Below are 16,854 nucleotides of genomic sequence, written 5' to 3'. Positions count from 1 at the left end.
CTTGATGTCTGCTGCTGGTGCATTGCATCCCGTGACAACCCCGACTCTCTGCCGGAGCACGTGAGTTGACCGGCGCTGTCACAGAAGACAATAGCCACCGAAACACTGCAGGAAAAGCGCGAGATTTTGACATATTCCGTGCGGAATATCCGTATGATTTGGGGCACAATAGTGCCATGATCGATCCTCGCCTCATCACGCTGCGCACGTTCGCCGCCTGCGGCACCGTTTCCGCCACTGCCGAGCTCACTGGCTATTCCGCATCGGCCGTGTCCGGGCAGCTGCGCGAGCTCCAGCACTCGCTTGGTATGACCCTGCTCGTCAAGGACGGACGCGGACTGCGGCTAACGGCGACGGGCCAGAATCTCGTGCGCCGATCCGACAGGCTCATCGCCGAATGGGAGGACATCCGCGCTTCCTCCTTGACCGCGGGGGATCAGACGCCGACGCATTTCGGCATCGGAGGCTTCTCAACCGCCTCGGCGAATCTGCTCGCACCACTTGCGGCCCACCTGCAGAGGTCTCACCCCACATCCACGGTCCATGTCACCGAAGCAAGTCCCACGCGCTGTTTCGAACTCCTCGTGGCTGAACGCATCGACCTTGCCGTCGTCGTCTCCATGCAGGGCGATGTCCAGATCGAAGACGATCCACGATTCGAGAAGGTCGACCTGCTCGACGATCCGCTCGACGTCATGGTGCCCTCCGACCACCCGGTCGCCGCATTCGAGTCTGTGACTCTGGCCGAGCTGGCCGGCGAAGATTGGATCACTGCTGCGCCCGGATCGCCCTATCACGCACTGTTCATCGCCGCGTTCACTGCGGCCGGTGTGACCCCGCGGATCTCCCACGAATCTGTCGAATGGGAAACGCAGGCAGCACTCGTCGGGGTCGGGGTGGGCGTCAGCCTGCTGCCCAGGCTGGTCAGCCTCGCCGGGGAGGACAATGTCACCAGAGTCCGCCTGACCGGGCCGGGCAGACTCAGCCGGAAGATCGTCGCAGCAGTCCGCACCGGCAGCCGCAATTCGCCGTTGATCAAGGAGTCTCTGCGACACCTGCGGGCCACCTCCCAGCACATTCTTGCGACCCGCCTCAGCGAATGAGGCTGCGCCTGTTGACACACCCGCCATCGAAAGGCGAGACTGCAGGCACGTCTGATGAAAGACTGATATTTCAGGAGGCTTTTCAGCCCTCCTGAGGTTCGCCACTTCCACATTCTTTCGAATGGAGACTCAACGATGAGCAATAAGGCAATCAGCTACGCAGGTCCCGGCAAGGTCGAAGTCGTCGACACCGAGTACCCTGATTTCGTCCTCAAGGACGGCCCCGGCGTCCATCCAGCCAATGTCGGCCGCAAGGTCGATCACGGCGTCATCCTCAAGACCGTGGCCACGAACATCTGCGGCTCCGACCAGCACATGGTCCGGGGCCGCACCACTGCACCCGAAGGGCTCGTTCTCGGCCACGAGATCACCGGCGAAGTGGTCGAAGTCGGACGTGACGTCGAATTCGTCAAGGTCGGCGATCTCGTCTCCGTGCCGTTCAACATCTCCTGTGGTCGCTGCCGGAACTGCATCGAACGACAGACCGGCATCTGCCTCAACGTCAACCCTGATCGCCCAGGCTCTGCCTATGGCTATGTCGACATGGGCGGTTGGGTCGGCGGACAGGCCGAATACGTGCTCGTCCCCTACGCCGATTGGAACGTCCTGAAGTTCCCGGACAAGGACCAGGCAATGGAGAAGATCCTCGATCTGGCCATGCTCTCCGACATCTTCCCCACCGGGTTCCACGGTGCGGTCGGGGCCGGCGTCACCATCGGTTCGACGGTCTACGTCGCCGGCGCAGGTCCGGTCGGAATCGCGGCAGCCACCTCGGCGCAGCTCCTCGGTGCATCGGTTGTCATCGTCGGCGACCTCAACGAGGACCGCCTGGCACAGGCGCGTGCCTTCGGATGCGAGACCGTCGATGTCTCCAAGGGCGACCCGAAGGATCAGATCGAGCAGATCCTCGGCACTCCCGAGGTCGACTGCGGCATCGATGCCGTGGGCTTCGAAGCCCGTGGACACGGCAAGGATGCAGCCACCGAGGCTCCGGCCACTGTGCTCAACTCGCTCATGGACATCACTCGCGCCGGCGGCAGCCTCGGCATTCCCGGGCTCTACGTCACCGGCGACCCGGGGGCTGCCGACAAGGCGGCCCAAGAGGGATCACTGTCGATGCGCTTCGGGCTCGGCTTCGCGAAGTCCCACGTCTTCGTCACCGGCCAGTGCCCGGTCATGAAGTACAACCGCGGGCTGATGCACGCGATCCTCAATGACAAGGTGACGATCGCGAGGAACGTCAACGCCACCCCGATCGCCCTCGAGGATGCCCCGCAGGGCTACGCGGAGTTTGACTCAGGCGTGGCAAAGAAGTTCGTCCTCGACCCCCACGGGTTGGTCAGGGCCTGAGCAGCGCCCAGGCGGCCCCCAGCCTGATCAGTGCCAGATCAGGGCCTGAGTAATCTGAGGCGGCCCCGGGGCGAACGTCTTCAGGCCCCGAGGGAGCCACAACCTTCCACCCAGCAACGGTTGGTAACTTCTGCTCGAAGAACTGAAATTCTTCGAACAGAAGTTACCAACCGTTCGCCGTCTCTTCGTCGAAACGCGGGCGCTGGGACGAGCACCAGGGGGTTTTGCACCGAGATCTCGGCACAGCGCCCGCGCTTCAGTGCTTCACCCTCAGCCCCAACGCGGAGCTCGAGTTTGCTTCGTCGAGCAGACGTGTGAACGCGAGGTGAGCGAGGGCTGCCTGGCCTTCCCCGAAAACGGAGCCTAAGGGAGGACAACGGTCCGAGGATGGGCAACGGAGCTTGAGGGAGGACATCGGGGCCAGTGTGAGGAAGCAACTCTCCGTCCGGCAACGGCCGGTACTCGAAGAATGGGAATCTTTCGGCCAGGAGTTCCCGGCCGTTTGCCATCATGCCATCGAGGCGCGGGCGATCCATCGCAGCACCGTAGCTCGGGGCCAAGCAGCCCGGGTCTCCGCAGCAATCGTCGTATTCAGGATCAGCATCATCTCCATCTCTGCCTCGCCATCCGATAATCGTTGCATGGCAGATGCTGGAGATTCGCTACACTGAGTTCTGATCAATCACCCTGAAATTTCGGTCCAGATGAGGATCAGATGAGCGCGAAGCCTCTCGGTCAAGCACATCCTTGACCCGGACATGCATGCAACATACGATCTGAAGCATGCATACAGACCCTACTGGTCCAGCGACGACACTCCTGGAACGGCTTCGCGCGAAGATCACACGCGGCGACCTCGAGCCCGGGAGTCCGCTCTCCGAGGTCTCACTTGCTCATGAGTTCGACGTCTCCAGAACCCCCATTCGAGAAGTTCTCAAGCAACTGCAGCTTGAGGGCCTCATTGAGATTCGCCCGAAAGTCGGCACGTTCATCCGAGAGCCGACTCGCCGGGAGATCGTCGAGATGTTCCAGCTCAAAGAAGTTCTTGAAGGATTGGCCGCGGCCCTTATGGCTCGACGGGGACCCTGTCACCAGCTCGATGTGCTCGAAGACAATGTCGCTGCTTCAGAGGTGACATCGCAGGCCGGAGACACGGACACCTATGCCAGCCAGGTACAGGGATTTCATCAGACACTCGTCGATGGGGCCGACAACAACAAGCTCGTCGAACAATACGGCCGGCTGATGAACCAGTTGTCGTTCTACACGCTGGTGCGCAAGACCCTGGATCACCCCGGTCGCGCGGTCAATTCAAGCAGGGAACACCGCCAAGTGCTCACCATGATCCAGAACAAGGACCCATTCGGCGCGGAGACTACGATGAGATCTCACGTGTTCGCCTCGACTCAGGAACTGTTGGTCCCCCGCACTCGCACGACCCTATCCATCGACCGGGAACCCTGAGAACAACCGCGATACTCAATCACGGCTGAAAGCGATTAGTCACAGCTGAAGGCGGGCCTCAGACTCCTAGTGAATCTGAGGCCCGCCTTCTTTCGCATCCCGGCTGGCCTGACACCTCCCTGCAGGCCTGACACCTCCCTGCAGGCCTGACACATCCCTGCCGGTCCGGCGCAATCCTGCTGATCGACGGCTCGATGTGCCCGGCCTCCGGGACCGGGCGACTCGACGACGTATCAGCGGAAGTTGGGGACGACCTCGTCGATGAAGAGCTGCAGTGAGGCCTTCTTCTCTTCGTGAGTCAGTGCGTTGTCGGACCAGAAGCTGTATTCGTCGTAGCCGAGGTCCTCGTAGTGGCGGATCCGCTTGGTGACCTCATCAGGGGTACCGATCATCGCTGACTTATGCAGCGCTTCGAGCTCGAACTCGGGGCGATCAGCGAAGTTCTCCTCCGGAGTCGGATCGAGGAAACCGTTCTCGTGATCCCTCTTCCCGAATGCCCAAGAGGAGAAGGTGCGGTAGTACTTGTTGACGCCGTTCGCGCCGACCTTCCAGCCTTCCGGATCCCGAGGGGAATGAAGGTAGGTGTGCCGCAGGACCATGATCTCCGGACGTTTCTCGACCTCGGGGTGCGCGGCGATCGCAGTGTTGAACTTCTCCATCAGGTCCTCGACCTCACGGTCGTCCTTCATCAGCGGTGTGACCTGGACGTTGCATCCGTTCGCGACGGCGAAATCATGAGTCTCCGGACTCCTCGCGGCCAACCAGATCGGCGGGGTCGGCTGCTGGATCGGCTTGGGTACAGCCGTCGAGAGCGGGAACTGCCAGTGCTTGCCCTCGTGAGCGTAGTCGCCCTGGAGCAGCTTCTGGACTGCCGGAACCAGTTCTCTCAGGTACTCCCCGCCGTCCGCTGCAGCCATGCCGTCGGCCAGGCGGTTGAACTCGAACTGGTAGGCGCCGCGAGCGATTCCCACCTCGGCGCGTCCGCCGCTGATGACATCGAGCAGTGCGATTTCTCCGGCGGCGCGGAGCGGATGCCAGAACGGAGCGATGATCGTTCCTGATCCGAGCCTGATCGTCGAAGTCTGGGAGGCCAGATATGCCAGCTGCGGCATCGGACTCGGAGAGGAGACGAACTCCATGGAGTGGTGCTCGCCGATCCACACCGTCCCGAATCCGCCGGCTTCAGCTAGTTTCACCAGCTCGACGAGGTTATTCCAATGCTGTTCCGGACTGATCGAGTCGTCCCAGCGTTCCAAGTGCAGGAAGAGTGAAAAGCGCATGATGTGCTCCTTTGATCTCAAGCGGTCTTGCTGTGTGTTCTCTATTTCGTGGCTTCGCGTTCGCCGATCGTCGTGTTCGTGCGCGACCAGAGGTCCTTCTCCACTTCGCGCACGATCACCGTGATGTTCTCTGCTGCGGCTCCGGTAGTCTCTTCGGCCACCCGGTGCACTCCTGCGATGAGGTCGCGCAGCTGCCGCGAATCTCGGCCCTTGGCGATTGAGATGTCGATGAGAGGCATGTCAGGTGGTCACCGCCCCAGAACGAACGGGTCGGCCATGGCACCTTCGTCGGTATTGATCCAAATACTCTTGAGCCTCGTGTACTCGTGCATCGACTCGATTCCGTGTTCGATGCCGACTCCCGAGTTCTTGAATCCCTGACGTGGTGACATCGGAGACATCGCCCGGTACATGTTGATCCACACGGTGCCTGCGTCGATGCTCTGCGACATCCGCATCGCCCGCTGAAGGTTCGAAGTCCAGACTCCCGCAGCCAAACCGTAGTCTGTGTCGTTGGCCAGGCCCAGTACTTCGTCTTCGGTGTCGAAGGGCATAATCGCGGCAACGGGCCCGAAGATCTCCTCACGGCAGATCCGCATATCGTTTGTCGTATCCGTGATCACCGTCGGCTGGAAGAAGTAGCCGGGGAGGTCGACCTCGGGGCGCTGCCCGCCGTAGGCGATGCTGCCTCCTTCGGACACTCCGATGTCGACGTACTCTGCGACCTTGTTCAGTTGGCTTTCGAATGCCAATGGGCCGAGTTCGGTCTTCGGATCCATCGGATCGCCGATGATGATCGACGAAGCCCGCTGGGTGACCTTTTCGAGCAGTTCGTCGTAGACGCCCCGCTGCACGAAGACTCTGCTGCCGGCGATGCAGGTCTGACCGCCCGCTGCAAAGATGCCTGCGATGACGCCCATGGCGGCGTTCGACACATTCGCGTCATCGAAGACGATGTTCGGGCTCTTACCTCCCAACTCGAGGGTGCAGCCGATGAATCGCGAGGCCGCGGCACCGGCGATCGCAGAACCCGTTCCAGTCGATCCGGTGAATGAGATCTTCGCGAGCTTCGGCGAATCCACGAGAGCCTGGCCCGCCTCGGCGCCGATTCCGGTGACGACGTTGACCGCGCCGTCGGGGAAGCCTGCCTCATGAGCGAGTTCGGCCAAGCGCAGGATCGTCCGTGATGTGTACTCACTCGGTTTGATGACGGCAGTGTTGCCGGCGGCCAGGGCTGGTGCCAATTTGGAGATCGTGAGAGTCATGGGCGAGTTCCACGGGGTGATGAGCCCGACGACGCCAAGAGCCTCTCGCTGGGTGAAGTTGATGACCTCAGGCGAGTTCGTCGGAATCTGCGAACCCTGGACCTTGTCGGCCAGGCCGCCATAGTAGTAGAGGTATTCGGGGAGCCCCTTGAGCTGCCCCTTCATCTCGCGCAGGAGTTTGCCGTTGTCTTCACTCTCGAAGCGAGCGAGGTCGTCGGCGTTGCGCCCGATGAGATCGCCGAACCTTCGCAGCAGGTGACCTCGCTGTGTCGGTGTCGTTCTCTGCCACGCCGCCGATTCGAATGTCCGGCGCGCGGCCTCGACGGCATGATCGACATCAGCGGCGGTCCCACGGGCGAACTCGTAGAGAGTTTCCAACGTGGCCGGATTGGTACTGTCCAGGTATCCTCCATCGGCAGGAGCACTGTGGGTGCCTCCGATGAAGTGATCGAGTCTGAGAGTCACGGCTGATTCCTTTCTGACTGGTGGATGAGGTGGTCGAGATGGCCGACGAGCACCTCGGGATGGGTCACAGGCAGCATGTGCCGGGCCCCGGGGACGATGACGACTTCGGTGTCGGGAATCCGTGCCGCGATCCGGTGGCTCATCTCCGGTGTGGAACCGGGATCGGATTCTCCGGTCACCGCAAGGGTCGGGGCTGCAATCGCGGGCAGCCTGTCTGCGAGTTCCCTGTCGGCTGTGGCGAAGACGGCGTAGGCATGCGCATAGGAGACCGGATTGTTGGCCATGAGAACTGGGCGCGTCTCCTCCCGCTGGGCCTGCCAGTCGGTTCCGTCTTCGTCGGGGAACCATCGTTGCAGAGCGGTTTCCATGCTGGCAGGCAGATCCCGGCGCGCGTTCTGCAGCCGGGTGGCCACAGCGGCCGATTCGTCCTCGGTCCGAGCGCACACCGAACTCACACAGGTGAGCGTGCGCACACGTTCGAGATGGTCGAGGGCGATCTGCTGGGCGATGAGCGATCCCAGGGAGAATCCAACGAGGTGGACCGGCCCGGGCGGCATCCGGGCCGCCACATCCGCGGCCATCTCTGTCACCGAGGTCGGTTCCTGCAACGGTGGCCGAGTTCCATGTCCTGGAAGATCGAGCGCAAGACTTGGAGACCTCAGCAGTCGTTCCACCCGCTGCCAAACGTTCCTGTCGAGTCCGACCCCATGGAGCAGGACGACGGGGACGTCATTGTCATCCCGCATGATCCGGCGCCCTACTTGTCGGCCGATAGCGGCGCGAGCCGCTGCTGCGGACGTCCGCCCGTCGACCCCGCGAGCGCAATGAGGATCTCATCGGCATGAGGTGCGTCGGCAACCCTCCATTCGAAGGTCTGGTGGTGCGAGCGGATCGTTGCGTCAGTGAAGTGCTTGAGCGGAATGTCGAAGACCGCTCCCGCCTCGCCGCGTTTCTCGACGGCCGGAAGCAGGGTAGACGCCTGAGCAGCATCACGGAAGTGGTTGCCGAACTTCAGTGTGTGGATGAGTGCGGAGCCGTGCTCGATCTCACCGTTGAGGCCGATGATTGCGGCCTTGCCGTAGGCTTCGAGGCTGCCGCCGAGTGCTTCCATGACCCGGGGAGCAAGCTCAGCGCCGAGGGCGCTGGCAGTGGCGTCGATGCCTGGGTTGAGGTCCTCGACGAATCCCTGACCGCGCCAGGGGTTCTCGATCACTGCGGCAACTGCAGCGACGGTGATGACGGGGCTGGTCTCGCGGCCGCCTTCGGAGAGGATCTCTTCGACGACGGTGGTGAGTTTGCGGATCTTCATTTGACGAGTCCTTTCAGGATCTCTGTGGTGACTGTGCCATCGGTTCTGCGGTCGCCGATGCGGGCGAACGGTCGGGGGCCGGTCGAGGCGGCGGCGATCACGCAGATCTCATCGGCTCGTGGTGAGTCCGAGAGGTGGATGTCGATTGTCTGGTAGTGGTCACGTGAGGTGGCGTGGGCCTTGTGCCACATCGGCACCCGAATCGTCGACGATGGGCCCGATCGGCCGTCGGCGAAGCAGATGACCGAGGTGCCTTCGAGCATTTCGCGCAGGATGTTGCCGAAATAGGGAGTGTGGATGAGTGCGCCGGCATGTTCGATCTCTCCATCGACCCCGACCACTGCACCCTTGCCGAAAGCTTCGACGCTCTCTGCGGAACCGAGCATCGACAGAAGTCGATCGGTCAGCACCTTCGCCAGCACCGGAGCGATCCTCTCGGTCGCCGGACCCAGATCACTGTGTGGATCGATGCTGTCGATCCATGGGTTCCTCAGCACGGCCACCGCAGCCGCCTGCTGCAGCGGTTTGCTGAGGCCGACACCAGCCTCAGCGAGGATCTCTTCTCGCTGAATGGTGATCGAACGGACACCAAGTCGCTGTGCCAGTTCATCGAAATTCGCCGGAAGCTCCTCGTGCTCGCCGAGGCGGCCGATGCCCTCATCCTGCTCGCGTGCGGTCGTCGTGCTCATCGTGTCAAAACTCCAGTCTGTTGCATACAAGAAATCTACTTGCATGCAAAGATGAAAGTCAATACCCCAATAGACTCCCGATAAATCAAGGTTCCTACAATCTATTGACTAATACATCACAGTGATCCTACGATCTCTAGTATGCAACAGAGCAAAGAAGCACGTCCTTACGACGACGTTAAGACGACCATCATCGGAACCTGGCGCGAAGCATGGGACATCGGAAACACCGATGCTCTCGATTCACTCTTCACCGACGACTACGTGCGCGTCTCCGCGAACTCCGGCAAGGAGAGAAGCGTTGAGGAGACCAAGGCAGAGATCAACGAGATCCGCGCAGCCTTCCCAGATCTCACCACCACGATCGACCGCATCCTCATCGAAGGCGATCAGGGAGCCATCTACTGGCACTCCACGGGCACTTTCACCCGGCCGCTCAACGATGTTCCTCCCACCGGGCAGCAGGTGAAGACCCACGGTTCGAACCTCATCACCTTCGATCAGGGAGTCATCTGCCGAGAAGAGGTCACCTGGGATGCACACGCGCTGCTCGCCGACCTCGGACTCAAGTCCCTGTCCTCGGCATTCGAATCCCACGCAGGTGACGTGGTCACCGATGACTTCTCCGGCGAACCGTCTTCGGCATCGCTCAAGTCCTTCAACAGGCAGTTCATCACCGGGGTGACAGTTGTGACGACCACGGACGAAGACGGAAAGCCTCGTGGCCTGGCGGTGAATTCCTACAATTCGATCTCACTCGACCCGCCGCTGGTCCTCGTCTGCGTGCAGAAGACGTCCTCGACCTACCCTGCACTCTTCCGCTCCTCCCACATGGGGATCAACATCATGAGCCGCAATCAGCGAGGGACCATCGGTACCTTCGCATCGAAGGCCACAGACAAGTTCGCTGAGCTCGACTGGCATTCCGGACCCCATGGATCACCACTTATCGACGGTTCGGCAGCCTCAATCGAAGTCGAGATCAAGGAACGCTTCCAGGCCCTGACCCATACGATATTCGTCGGTCGGGTGCGCAGCGCGGAGGCTTCCGAGGACGAGCCGATGATCTACAAGGCCGGCAAGTTCTTTGACAGCCAGGACCTCTCCCCGCTCACCTGAGCGATGCGCACACGCCCGATTCACAATGAAGTGGAGTTCCCATGAACGACGATTCCGAGCAATACCCCGATGCGGATCGGGATGGCCCCCGATACTCCGCGGGCGCCCGAGCACAGCTGCCGGGCCACGGCATGGAGTCCGAATCCGGTCCGACACCGGAGGTCGCCTACGCCGTCGCAATGAGACATCGCCCCGGTCGTGTCTTTTGGATCTCCATCGTCGGAGTCGCCGCATTCACTCTGTGGGGAGCCCTGTCGCCCGACGGCATGGCAACGGCGATGACTGCCGCGATGGACGTTGTCGCTGCGAAGGTCGGCTGGGTGTACCTGGTCCTCACTCTCGGCTGCATCGGACTCCTCCTCTATCTCGGGTTCAGCCGGTTCGGGCGGGTCCGCCTCGGCGCCGATGACGACCGACCAGAGTTCAGCACCTGGGCGTGGCTGACCATGATCCTCTCCGCTGTGATGGGCATCGGACTCATCAGCTACGGTGTGGCCGAACCGATCAGCCATTTCACGACTCCACCCCACGGACTCGCTGACCCTGGCACCACCGAGGCAGCGGTACGCGCACTCCAGTTCTCCTACTTCGACTGGGGACCTCACGCCTGGGCGGTCTTCGGTGTGTTCGGCCTCGCCATCGCCTATTCGACCCATAGGCGAGGAAACACCGGACTGATCTCGCCCATGCTCAAGCCGGTCTTCGGCAAAGCCATGGACAGATGGCTTGGCAACCTCATCGACATTCTGGCGGTGATCGCCACGCTGTTCGGGACGACCACCTCGCTGGGACTGGGTGCATCACAGATCACCGAGGGCCTCAACCGGGTCTTCGGGATTCCGAACGAATTGTTCGTTCAGATCATCATCATCTTGGGCATCACAGTCGTGTTCACCTTGTCTGCACTGTCGGGAGTCAACCGGGGCATCAAGTTCCTCAGCCAGACGACGGCAGTACTGTCGATCTTCCTCGGTCTCTTCGTTCTCGTCGTCGGCCCCACAGGCTTCATCGGAAATCTCTTCTTCCGCTCGACAGGCGAATACCTCAATGACTTCTTCAGGACCAGTCTCCTGACTCCACTGGTGGCCGGCGACGTTGAGTGGTATCAGTACTGGACGTACTTCATGATGGCATGGTGGCTGAGCTGGGGTGCCTTCGTCGGCGTCTTCCTCGCCAAGATATCCAAGGGTCGAACGATCCGCGGATTCGTCCTCGGGGTCATGGGTATCCCCAGCCTTGTCTTCTTCATCTGGTTCACGATCTTCGGCGGAACGGCGATCAAGATCGACATGGAGGGTGACGGCGGCATCGGCAAAGCCGCGGCCGCGGATGTGAATTCAGCGTTCTTTGAAACACTGGAACATCTTCCGATGGCTGGTCTTACTTCGGTGATTGCGATCATCCTCGTTGTCCTCTACTTCGTTTCAGGCGCTGACGCGAACACCTTCGTGCTCAGCATGCTCACCTCCCGCGGAACCCTCGAACCCAGCCGCTGGGTACTCACGGTATGGGGAGCACTGACAGGAACGACGGCGATGGTCCTCTTCTTCGCCGGAGGGCTCGCGGCCCTGCAACAGGCGGCGATGCTATCAGCGCTGCCGTTCGCGGTCATCGTCGGCATCCTCGGCTTCTGCATCGTGAAGACTCTGCATGAGGATCACGACTTCGATGCCTATCGCAAAGTCAGGCGGAAGGATCTGGAAGAGCTGGAGGCCCGTGCCGGGGCCACCATCAAGAAGGAGATCTGACTCAGGACTGATCCGATGCTGGGCCCGCTGCACCAACGGCGGGCCCGACGTCATCGTCAGCCGAGTTCGTCGAGCAGACGTGTGAACGCGAGGTGGGCGAGGGCTGCTGCCTGGTCCCCAAGCAGCCCGTCGTCGAAGACGACCCTGGGAGAATGGTTTGTCTCCGCGTTCGGGTCCACACCCTTTGGAGTGGCTCCGAGGAACACAAACGTACCCGGCACATTCTGCAGCACATAGGAGAAGTCCTCGGATCCCATCCGCGGGGCAGCCATCTCCTGAACATGGTCAGAACCGAAGACCTCGCCGAGGCGGTCGATGGCCAACTGAGTCTCGGCGGGGTTGTTCACGGTCACGGGGAATCCGATCCGGAAGTCCACCTCGGCGGTGCACCGGTGTGCCCGGGCAATGTTCTCAGCGATCTCAGGCACACGCTCCTGCAGCAGCGCGATCGAATCGGCTGAGAGATAGCGGACCGAGGCGGTGAGCTTCGCGGTGTCGGGGATGATGTTGCTGGCCTGCGAGCCTTCCAACTGGGTCACGGACACGACGACCGGGTCGAAGATGTCGAATGACCGTGACACCATCGTGTTGAGGGCGAGCGCAATCTCGGCGATGGCAGGCACGGGATCGCGAGTGGCCTGCGGTTGGGAGCTGTGGCCGCCGGCGCCGTGGACCTTCAGATTGAGATCGGCGAACCCCGCCATCAGCGGCCCGCCCTTGGTGGTGAACCGTCCGCGCACATCAGCCTCGACGTGAATTCCGTACGCCGCGACAAGTGGCACGTCTGCCGCCTCGAGCACACCCTCGGCGATCATCGGCTCGGCGCCTCCTTCGACCTCCTCGGCGGGTTGGAACATGAATACGATGGACCCGGGCAGCTCGTCTCGGTGCGCGGCAAGCAGACGAGCGGCGCCGACGAGACCAGCGGTATGCATGTCATGGCCGCAGGCGTGCATATTGCCGTTCGTCGAGGCGTAGTCGAGTCCGGTGTCCTCGACCACCGGCAGGGCATCCATGTCCCCACGCAACAGAACTGCAGGCCCGGGGCGTCCTCCCTTGAGCACCGCCACGATCGAGGTCAGAGACTCCCCTGTGCTGATATCGAGTCCCAGATCGGCGATCTCTTCGAGAACGGTCTTCTGGGTGAACGGCAGCTGGTACCCGAGCTCGGGATTGGCGTGCAGAGTACGACGCAGTCTCACAAGATCGTCGTGCAGCACCTGAGCCTCGGTGCGGAAATCTGGAATGGATGAGGATGGTGATGCGGACATGGACGCGGTTCTCCTTCGGGCAAAATGGGCTGTGAATCCGACTCTACTGAGATTCCGACCTGACCGCGCCGTCTGAGGCTGCGACGAATCGGGTCAAGCCCGCAGGGAAGCCACCGACCCGGTCCCCGAGCGCGTCGATGCCTGAGGTGAAGCTGGTCGTCCCAACTATGGATCTCGGGTCGCGCCGTGCGTACCGTGGACGGTGACGCCACCACTCGACGAGGAGCCCATCGTGCGCATCATCATCACTCAGAACCAGACCCTTGACGGTCGAATCGAAATGCTCGACGACTGGTTCGACCCGCAGGCCCAAGATGAGGAGTTGTCCACCGAGCTCATGCGTCAGTCGGCCAACGAGGATGTGCTGCTGCTGGGTCGGCGGACATTCGAGGACTTCCGGGGCTACTGGCCGCTGCAGACCGATGACACCACAGGGGTTGCCGAGCACCTCAACCAGGCCGACAAGCGGGTGGTGTCGACGACGCTGGCAGACCCGGATTGGCAGAACTCAACCGTCATCGGCGAGGATCCGCTCAAGGCTGTGGCCGCCCTGCGCGAGGAGCCAGGTCGCGACGTCATCCTCACCGGAAGCATTACCCTGGCGCATTCACTGATCGGCGCCGGCCTCGTCGACGAGTACCGAATGTTCACCTATCCGGTGTGGCAGGGACGTGGTCGCGGCTTCTTTCCCGAAGACGCCCGGCCCCGACTGCAGCTGCTCGACTCGAAGTCATTCGTCAGCGGTGTCGTCTATTCGGCCTACAGCCCACAGCAGTGAAGCCACTCACGCCGTGCCGAACATGACCTTCCGCCCGTCGGGGTCCTCGACCGTGACGACGACGTCATCGACTTCGACGAGTGGCGCACCGACGCTCTGCACGTGATCAAGGAACCCCTCCAGATCGGGGATCCGGAAATAGAGGTGGGTGAGATTGGACGACGGGTTGGGCGGATAGCTGTAGTCGGCAAAGGCCTTCGCGTCATGAAGAGCAATCTGGACACCGTCGATATCCACCATCCAATAGGTGTACTCGTCGCTGCTGACGGCCTCCAAGGGTACCCCGGCAACGTTCCTGTAGAAGTCAGCTGTCACCTCGGCGTCGTCGCAGGTCAGGAATACTCCGCGAAATTTCGATTGCATCCGTGGACACCTCCGTCCGCAGCCCGGCCTCCGTAGGGTCCGACCGCACATCCGATTCGTCCCGAGTCTATCTGCCGTTGCCGACTCGACATAGGTCCAGCACAGACACGACCTGAAGCGCTCAGCACCGCCATGGGCACCTTCACGCCCAACCTCCACAATCCGGCTTGCCAAGCGACATTCATACTCCACACATACTTCGGTGAATCGCGACTGTTAGCCTGACAGGCTGATCCCGATTTCAGGAGTGAATGTGCAGAAGAGCAAGTGGCTGCTGGGCCTCGCCTTGTCCGTATCCGTGGTGTCCTTCGCCGCTTGCGGTTCAGCCGAGGACAAACCAGCGGACGAGCAGACCTCCGCCGCGGCTGAGCAGAAGCAGGGGCAAGACCAAGCCCAGGGACAAGGCCAGGGCAAGAGCCAAGAAGGCAAGCCGAACACTGATGGCATCCCCAAGGTCGTCGCCGAGGTCAACGGCAAGAAGATCACCAAGGATGACTTCGTCCCCCTTTACGAAACTCAGTACCAGCAGATGCAGATGCAGTCTCAGCAGTCGGGCCAGCAGGTCGATGAGAAGCAGCTCAAGACTCAGACGGCTGAGAACCTGGTGAGCACCGAGCTGCTCAGCCAGGAAGCCGAAAAGCGCGACATCACGATCTCCGACAAGGACATCGACAAGGCTCTCGGAGAGTCCGCCAAGTCCAGCCAGATGAGCAAGAAGGACTTCCTCGCCGCCATGAAGAAGCAGGGCATGGACGAGAAGAAGGTCCACTCCGAGCTGAAGACCCAGCTGTCGATCGAAGACCTCATCAAGGACGAATACGGCGAGTTCAAGGTCAGCGGCGAAGAGATCGGCCAGGCCTACCAGCAGGCGAAGACGCAGCAGGAGCAGATGGCACAGCAGGGCGGCCAGCAGGCTCAGGAAGTCCCACCTCTTGAGAAGATGCGCCCCCAGCTCGAGGAACAGGTGAAGAGCCAGAAGTCGACCGAGGCGACTCAGAAGTACGCCAAGAAGCTTCGCAAACAGGGCGACGTCACGATCAACCTCTGACCGGAACGCCACAGGCACGAGCCATCGAGCTCTGACTGCCAGAGACTCGGGCCGGACAGGCCCGAGTCTCATTCTTGGGGAATCCCTGAGTGTTCCTCGCAAAATGCTTGCGTGCGCTCTAACCTGTAGGAGAACAGAAACGTGTCGTCCTGACACGCCCGTCCTCACAGCACGTGCGACCGATAGCGGTCGCACGCAGAGCACACCAATCTAAGGATCCCTCCATGGCTTCCGTCCTCACGCGATCTGCGATCGTCGCGCCGAAGAACTTCAACCGGTGGCTGATCCCGCCGGCCGCGCTTGCCATCCACCTGTGCATCGGACAGGTCTATGCGTTCAGCGTTTTCAAGATCCCCTTCATGACGCACTTCGATGCCGGTGAAGTCTCAATCGGCTGGATCTTCTCGCTCGCGATCCTCATGCTCGGCATCTCCTCGGCCATCTTCGGCCCCTGGGTGGAGAAGAACGGCCCGCGCGCATCAATGGTCGCAGCAGGCACCTGTTGGGTGGTCGGCTTCTTCGTCGCATCACTGGGAATCATGACCGGGCAGCTCTGGCTCGTCTACCTCGGCTACGGCGTCATCGGCGGCATCGGCTTGGGCATCGGCTACATCTCCCCGGTCTCGACGCTGATGAAATGGTTCCCGGACCGCCCGGGGCTGGCCACCGGCCTGGCCATCATGGGCTTCGGCGGCGGCGCACTCATCGCCAGCCCGATGTCGAACCAGCTGATGAGCCTCTACGGAGGCGGTCCGGAACCCGAGAACCTCGTGGCAGGTCTGACGCCGACCTTCGTCACCCTCGGCATCGTCTACGCCGTGGTCATCGCCGCCGGCGCCTTCGTCATCCGCGTGCCCCACCCCGAGTGGACGCCCAAGAACTTCGACCCCGCCAAAGCGACGACCAAGCCCATGCAGACAACGGGCAATGTCTCGGTGCGCAATGCGATCCGCACACCGCAGTTCTGGCTGCTGTGGGTGGTCCTCTTCCTCAACGTCACTGCCGGCATCGGCATCCTCGAAAACGCCGCTCCGATGATTCAGTCCTATTTCGGCATCACGGCCGCAGCTGCCGCCGGCTTCGTGGGGCTGCTGTCGATCGGCAATATGGGCGGCCGCTTCATCTGGTCGACGACCTCGGACTACCTGGGCCGGAAGAACAACTACATGATGTATCTCGGCGTCGGACTGCTGCTCTACCTGGTCGTGGCACTCTTCGGAGGCAGCTCGATCGTCCTGTTCATTCTGGCGACGCTGGTCATCATCTCGTTCTACGGCGGCGGCTTCTCGACCATTCCTGCCTACCTCAAGGATCTCTTCGGCGTCTATCAGGTCGGGGCCATCCACGGCGCCCTGCTCACCGCATGGTCAGCAGCGGGCGTAGCGGGCCCCCTCATCGTCAACTCTGTCGTCGAGGCAGGAGAGAAGGCCGGAAAGACAGGCCCCGAGCTCTACACTCCGGGCATGTACATCATGGTCGGTGCACTCGCAATCGGCTTCGTCGCCAACATCCTCGTCCGCCCCGTGAAGGAGAAGTTCTTCGAACGCGAAGAGGACGTCAAGGCCAAGCAGGCCGCCGCCCTCGAAGACGGCAACTGAAAGC

General features: G+C 61.7%; 17 protein-coding genes. 8 read left to right on the top strand and 9 right to left on the bottom strand.

What is annotated here, in order from left to right:
• Positions 1 to 176: 176 nt before the first annotated feature.
• On the top strand, positions 177 to 1,103 hold the full coding sequence (locus JTF07_RS17530) for a LysR family transcriptional regulator (RefSeq protein ID WP_204235482.1): 927 nt from the start codon (positions 177 to 179) through the stop codon (positions 1,101 to 1,103).
• Between the two features lie 135 nt (positions 1,104 to 1,238).
• Positions 1,239 to 2,453: a formaldehyde dehydrogenase, glutathione-independent gene (gene fdhA / locus JTF07_RS17525; RefSeq protein ID WP_204235481.1), complete on the top strand. Its 1,215-nt coding sequence runs from the start codon at positions 1,239 to 1,241 to the stop codon at positions 2,451 to 2,453.
• 508 nt (positions 2,454 to 2,961) lie between these two features.
• Here the strand turns inward: fdhA and JTF07_RS20705 are convergent.
• Positions 2,962 to 3,096 carry a hypothetical protein gene (locus tag JTF07_RS20705; RefSeq protein WP_286672978.1) on the bottom strand — a complete coding sequence of 45 codons (135 nt, stop codon included), beginning with the start codon at positions 3,094 to 3,096 and terminating at the stop codon, positions 2,962 to 2,964.
• Between the two features lie 140 nt (positions 3,097 to 3,236).
• Here JTF07_RS20705 and JTF07_RS17520 point away from each other — a divergent pair, with 140 nt between their 5' ends.
• Complete coding sequence (locus tag JTF07_RS17520; RefSeq protein WP_204235480.1) at positions 3,237 to 3,917, top strand: GntR family transcriptional regulator; 681 nt, start codon at positions 3,237 to 3,239, stop codon at positions 3,915 to 3,917.
• 233 nt (positions 3,918 to 4,150) lie between these two features.
• Here the strand turns inward: JTF07_RS17520 and JTF07_RS17515 are convergent, their stop codons facing one another.
• From JTF07_RS17515 to JTF07_RS17490, 6 genes are read right to left on the bottom strand one after another with little or no spacing between them, the layout of a single operon-like run.
• Positions 4,151 to 5,197, bottom strand: a complete 1,047-nt coding sequence (locus JTF07_RS17515; protein ID WP_204235479.1) for an LLM class flavin-dependent oxidoreductase — start codon at positions 5,195 to 5,197, stop codon at positions 4,151 to 4,153.
• A 41-nt stretch (positions 5,198 to 5,238) separates the two neighbouring features.
• Positions 5,239 to 5,436 carry a tautomerase family protein gene (locus tag JTF07_RS17510; RefSeq protein ID WP_204235478.1) on the bottom strand — a complete coding sequence of 66 codons (198 nt, stop codon included), beginning with the start codon at positions 5,434 to 5,436 and terminating at the stop codon, positions 5,239 to 5,241.
• Between the two features lie 9 nt (positions 5,437 to 5,445).
• Positions 5,446 to 6,927, bottom strand: coding sequence for an aldehyde dehydrogenase (locus JTF07_RS17505; protein ID WP_204235477.1), 1,482 nt, complete (start codon positions 6,925 to 6,927; stop codon positions 5,446 to 5,448).
• Positions 6,924 to 7,673 (bottom strand): alpha/beta fold hydrolase, encoded by a 750-nt coding sequence (locus JTF07_RS17500; RefSeq protein WP_204235476.1) that lies wholly within the window; start codon positions 7,671 to 7,673, stop codon positions 6,924 to 6,926. The genes JTF07_RS17505 and JTF07_RS17500 overlap by 4 nt, the downstream gene beginning before the upstream one ends.
• Positions 7,674 to 7,684: 11 nt before the next feature.
• On the bottom strand, positions 7,685 to 8,236 hold the full coding sequence (locus tag JTF07_RS17495; protein WP_143924698.1) for an amino acid synthesis family protein: 552 nt from the start codon (positions 8,234 to 8,236) through the stop codon (positions 7,685 to 7,687).
• Positions 8,233 to 8,925, bottom strand: coding sequence for an amino acid synthesis family protein (locus JTF07_RS17490; protein ID WP_204235475.1), 693 nt, complete (start codon positions 8,923 to 8,925; stop codon positions 8,233 to 8,235). The genes JTF07_RS17495 and JTF07_RS17490 overlap by 4 nt, the downstream gene beginning before the upstream one ends.
• A 141-nt stretch (positions 8,926 to 9,066) precedes the next feature.
• Here JTF07_RS17490 and JTF07_RS17485 point away from each other — a divergent pair, with 141 nt between their 5' ends.
• Both JTF07_RS17485 and JTF07_RS17480 read left to right on the top strand, forming a co-directional pair.
• On the top strand, positions 9,067 to 10,044 hold the full coding sequence (locus tag JTF07_RS17485) for a flavin reductase (protein WP_204235474.1): 978 nt from the start codon (positions 9,067 to 9,069) through the stop codon (positions 10,042 to 10,044).
• A 41-nt stretch (positions 10,045 to 10,085) separates the two neighbouring features.
• Positions 10,086 to 11,792, top strand: a complete 1,707-nt coding sequence (locus tag JTF07_RS17480) for a BCCT family transporter (RefSeq protein WP_252199897.1) — start codon at positions 10,086 to 10,088, stop codon at positions 11,790 to 11,792.
• A 56-nt stretch (positions 11,793 to 11,848) separates the two neighbouring features.
• On the opposite strand, the gene JTF07_RS17475 is transcribed toward JTF07_RS17480, so the two are convergent.
• Positions 11,849 to 13,063 (bottom strand): M20 metallopeptidase family protein, encoded by a 1,215-nt coding sequence (locus JTF07_RS17475; RefSeq protein ID WP_204235473.1) that lies wholly within the window; start codon positions 13,061 to 13,063, stop codon positions 11,849 to 11,851.
• A 232-nt stretch (positions 13,064 to 13,295) separates the two neighbouring features.
• Here JTF07_RS17475 and JTF07_RS17470 point away from each other — a divergent pair, with 232 nt between their 5' ends.
• Positions 13,296 to 13,841 (top strand): dihydrofolate reductase family protein, encoded by a 546-nt coding sequence (locus tag JTF07_RS17470; protein ID WP_204235599.1) that lies wholly within the window; start codon positions 13,296 to 13,298, stop codon positions 13,839 to 13,841.
• Positions 13,842 to 13,847: 6 nt separating this feature from the next.
• Here JTF07_RS17470 and JTF07_RS17465 read toward each other — a convergent pair whose 3' ends face one another.
• A complete protein-coding gene (locus JTF07_RS17465) occupies positions 13,848 to 14,204 on the bottom strand; it encodes a VOC family protein (protein WP_204235472.1) in 357 nt (118 codons plus the stop codon).
• 253 nt (positions 14,205 to 14,457) lie between these two features.
• On the opposite strand from JTF07_RS17465, the gene JTF07_RS17460 reads away from it, so the two are divergent.
• The gene (locus JTF07_RS17460; RefSeq protein WP_353844006.1) at positions 14,458 to 15,252 is read left to right on the top strand and encodes a SurA N-terminal domain-containing protein; all 795 of its coding nucleotides are present in this window, start codon (positions 14,458 to 14,460) and stop codon (positions 15,250 to 15,252) included.
• 224 nt (positions 15,253 to 15,476) lie between these two features.
• Complete coding sequence (locus JTF07_RS17455) at positions 15,477 to 16,850, top strand: L-lactate MFS transporter (RefSeq protein WP_204235471.1); 1,374 nt, start codon at positions 15,477 to 15,479, stop codon at positions 16,848 to 16,850.
• Positions 16,851 to 16,854: the final 4 nt, after the last annotated feature.

Origin of the sequence: Brevibacterium sp. RIT 803 (genome assembly GCF_016892625.1) — a bacterium.
Classification (GTDB): Bacteria; Actinomycetota; Actinomycetes; order Actinomycetales; family Brevibacteriaceae; genus Brevibacterium.
Note: the sequence above shows the minus strand (reverse complement) of the source record. Positions and strands in the feature narration are given on the sequence as shown.